Origin of the sequence: Escherichia sp. KCJ4928 (assembly GCF_004352695.1) — a bacterium.
Classification (GTDB): Bacteria; Pseudomonadota; Gammaproteobacteria; order Enterobacterales; family Enterobacteriaceae; genus ECMA0423.
On sequence record NZ_SJWV01000286.1, the window covers coordinates 1 to 3,454 of the forward strand.

Annotated in this window: 4 protein-coding genes; all 4 read right to left on the reverse strand. The window is 39.4% G+C overall.

Annotated features, from left to right (window positions below; genetic code table 11):
* Window positions 1-70 precede the first annotated feature (70 nt).
* Complete coding sequence (locus E0D98_RS22515) at window positions 71-895, reverse strand: NAD(P)-dependent oxidoreductase (RefSeq protein ID WP_000049962.1); 825 nt, start codon at window positions 893-895, stop codon at window positions 71-73.
* On the reverse strand, window positions 888-1,448 hold the full coding sequence (rfbC, locus tag E0D98_RS22520) for a dTDP-4-dehydrorhamnose 3,5-epimerase (RefSeq protein WP_000691185.1): 561 nt from the start codon (window positions 1,446-1,448) through the stop codon (window positions 888-890). The genes E0D98_RS22515 and rfbC overlap by 8 nt, the downstream gene beginning before the upstream one ends.
* Window positions 1,449-1,474: 26 nt before the next feature.
* The gene (gene rfbA, locus E0D98_RS22525) at window positions 1,475-2,350 is read right to left on the reverse strand and encodes a glucose-1-phosphate thymidylyltransferase RfbA (protein ID WP_000044270.1); all 876 of its coding nucleotides are present in this window, start codon (window positions 2,348-2,350) and stop codon (window positions 1,475-1,477) included.
* Window positions 2,351-2,382: 32 nt separating this feature from the next.
* On the reverse strand, window positions 2,383-3,454 hold a 1,072-nt coding region (gene rfbB / locus E0D98_RS22530; RefSeq protein WP_131891057.1), incomplete at its 5' end, for a dTDP-glucose 4,6-dehydratase.

Here is a 3,454-nt window from a genome sequence, read left to right on the forward strand (position 1 = left end):
ATTACATTTGAAAATCCATTTATTATATTAGACAAAGAGTTTTTAAGTAACCGCTTAAAACCACTCATATTTATCTCGCCAGTTCTTCTTTATAACTAGCTATCATCATTTTCAAATCATCAAGCACATGTTGTGGTTTATAATCCGGAATCTCATTAGTTAATTTATTTATGTTAGTAACAGGAAACTCTTCACGAGGGAAATTACCATCATGCCAGTTTACCTTACAAGCCGTTTCTTTTTCAATGACATCAGTGATTTGTTTAGCTGTTACGTTAAATCCAGATGCGACATTATATATTTCTTTGTTGGTGTTTTGTTTTTCAGCTAGCCACACACATGCTTTAGCAACATCATTGACTGAAACATAGTCCTTAGCATATTCAGGTGCAACAAACATGTTGATTTCACCATTGTTAATGGCATGACGGATAATAGACGGAAGAAATAATTTACTATTAAGAGCTAAACCATAGACATTGCTTGGTCGAACCACAGTAACATCACGTTCGCTCTTAATACACAGCTCCTCAGCCACCAGTTTGGTCAGGTTAAAAAGCTTCCTGTTATCACCCGCTGTTACTAGCAGATCATCAGTTTCATTTGCGCTATGGTGGTTCATATAAACTCGAGTTGAGGAAATATATACCAGCTTTTCAAACTGTGCATTCTTCAGTAACTTTGCCAACAAAACTGTATTTGCTTCCAGCACAGAGAAATAGCTTTCCGCACAATCACCATTACCAGCACAATAAATAATTTTACCTAACTCACCATTTAGGGAATTGCAGCTATTACGATCGGGAACAACGACATTATGCCCTTGTTCTTTTAGCAATGTAACGATATGGGAACCAATAAAACCGTTACCGCCAATAATTGTATACTTAGACATTTTTCCAGCCTTTAAGAATCTGTTCTTTGATACTTGCTAGTGAAGGTAAAAAACAATCTTTAGCAGAAACTACAGGATGAGAAACAGGCCATTCTATGCCCAGATCGGGATCGTTCCAGATAAGACCGCTTTCATCGGTTGGATCATAATAATCAGTGCATTTGTACTGGAAACTAGCAGTGTCACTTAATACGCAGAAACCATGAGCGAAACCTGGAGGAATATAAAACTGAAGAAAATTTTCTTCGGATAGAATAACTGAATGATGCTGACCAAATGTCAGTGACTCTGGACGGAGATCAACGGCAACATCAAAAACAGCCCCCTGGGTTACTGAAACTAGTTTTCCCTGAGGCTTTGTTTTCTGAAAATGAAGCCCTCGCAGGACATTTTTAGTCGATTTGGAACGATTATCCTGTACAAATTCCAGAGCGAATCCCAATTCCTGATAACGTTTTTTCTGATAGACTTCAAAAAAATAGCCTCGTTCGTCACCAAAAATTTTAGGCTCGATAATAACAGCATCTTTCAAAGGAGTTTCTATAATTTTCATATGTGTTAACTAATTAATGTTAATTTTTAATCTTTGGCTAAATGCTGCAAATATTTACCGTAATCATTTTTATTGAGTTCTTTGGCTAATTTTGCAAGCTGTTTCTTATCAATGAAACCTTTACGGAAAGCAATCTCTTCCGGGCAAGAAACTTTGAGTCCTTGACGTGATTCGATCGTCTGAATAAAGTTACCTGCCTCAATAAGACTCTCATGCGTACCTGTATCAAGCCAGGCATAGCCACGGCCCATAATAGCAACTGAGAGCGAGTTTTTTTCCAGGTAGAGGCGATTAATATCAGTGATTTCTAATTCACCGCGAGCTGACGGTTTCAGTTGTTTAGCCATCTCAATGACCTCGTTATCATAAAAATAGAGCCCAGTCACAGCATAATTACTTTTTGGTTTCAGCGGTTTCTCTTCTAAAGAAAGCGCTTTGCCATTCTCATCGAAATCTACCACACCATAGCGTTCAGGGTCTTTAACATGGTAGGCAAAGACCGTAGCACCTTTTTCCTGATTCATTGCTATTTCAAGTTCTTTTGGCAAATCGTGACCATAGAAAACATTGTCGCCGAGGACTAAAGCACAAGAATCGTTACCGATAAATTCTTCACCAATTATAAATGCCTGGGCAAGACCATCAGGACTTTCCTGGACTTTATATTCGATGTTCAGCCCCCATTTTTCACCGTTACCAAGTAATTGCTCAAAGCGAGGGGTATCCTGAGGTGTGCTAATGATGAGAATATCCCGAATACCCGCAAGCATCAACGTGCTTAATGGATAATAAATCATCGGTTTATCATAGATTGGCAGCAGCTGTTTACTAACCGCCATCGTCACGGGGTAAAGGCGAGTACCCGAACCACCGGCTAAAATAATTCCTTTTCTTTTTGACATGTTCAATGCTTCTTATGACAGAGTTGAAAAGATTAAAGTTGCCCGTAATTTTTGTTAATCCAGTCCTGATAGGCACCGCTCATAACATTCTGGACCCACTCCTGGTTATCAAGATACCAATGAATAGTTTTCTTAATACCAGATTCAAAGGTCTCTTGAGGTTTCCAACCGAGGTCCAGAGTGATTTTACTGGCATCAATGGCATAGCGGCGATCGTGACCTGGGCGATCGGCAACATAAATGATTTGTTCGCGATACGAGGTATTTTTCGGCTTTATTTCGTCAAGGATATCGCAAATAGTCTCTACCACTTCAATATTCTTTTTCTCATTATAACCGCCGATATTGTAAGTTTCACCTACGATACCTTTCGTGATAACGGTATAGAGTGCGCGAGCATGATCCTCAACGTATAACCAATCACGGATTTGATCGCCTTTGCCATAAATTGGCAAAGATTTGTCTTGCAACGCATTAAGGATCACCAGCGGAATTAACTTTTCTGGGAAATGGTAAGGACCATAATTGTTTGAACAGTTAGTCACAATAGTTGGGAGATTATAAGTACGATGCCACGCGCGAACCAAATGATCGCTTGATGCTTTAGAGGCAGAGTATGGACTGCTAGGAGCATATGCGGTATTCTCAGTAAACAGTGGTGGACTATTTTTATTATCCCAGTCATCCGGATGAGGGAGATCACCATATACTTCATCAGTAGAAATGTGATGGAAACGGAATCCCTGTTTCTTTTCCCCCTCTAGGGTTTGCCAGTATTTTCTGGCTGCTTCAAGCAAAACGTATGTTCCAACAATATTCGTTTCAATAAACGCAGCAGGGCCGGTGATTGAACGGTCAACATGACTTTCTGCTGCCAAATGCATTACTGCATCAGGTTTATGTGTTGATAAGATTGCGTCTAATGCTTTCGCATCGCAAATATCAGCATGAACAAAAACATAACGATCGCAATTATCAATGTCTTTTAAAGAATGAAGATTACCTGCGTAGGTTAACTTATCAACATTCACAACAGAGTCATTTGTTGAGTTAATAATGTATCGCGTTAATGCCGAACCGATGAACCCGGCACCACCAGTAACT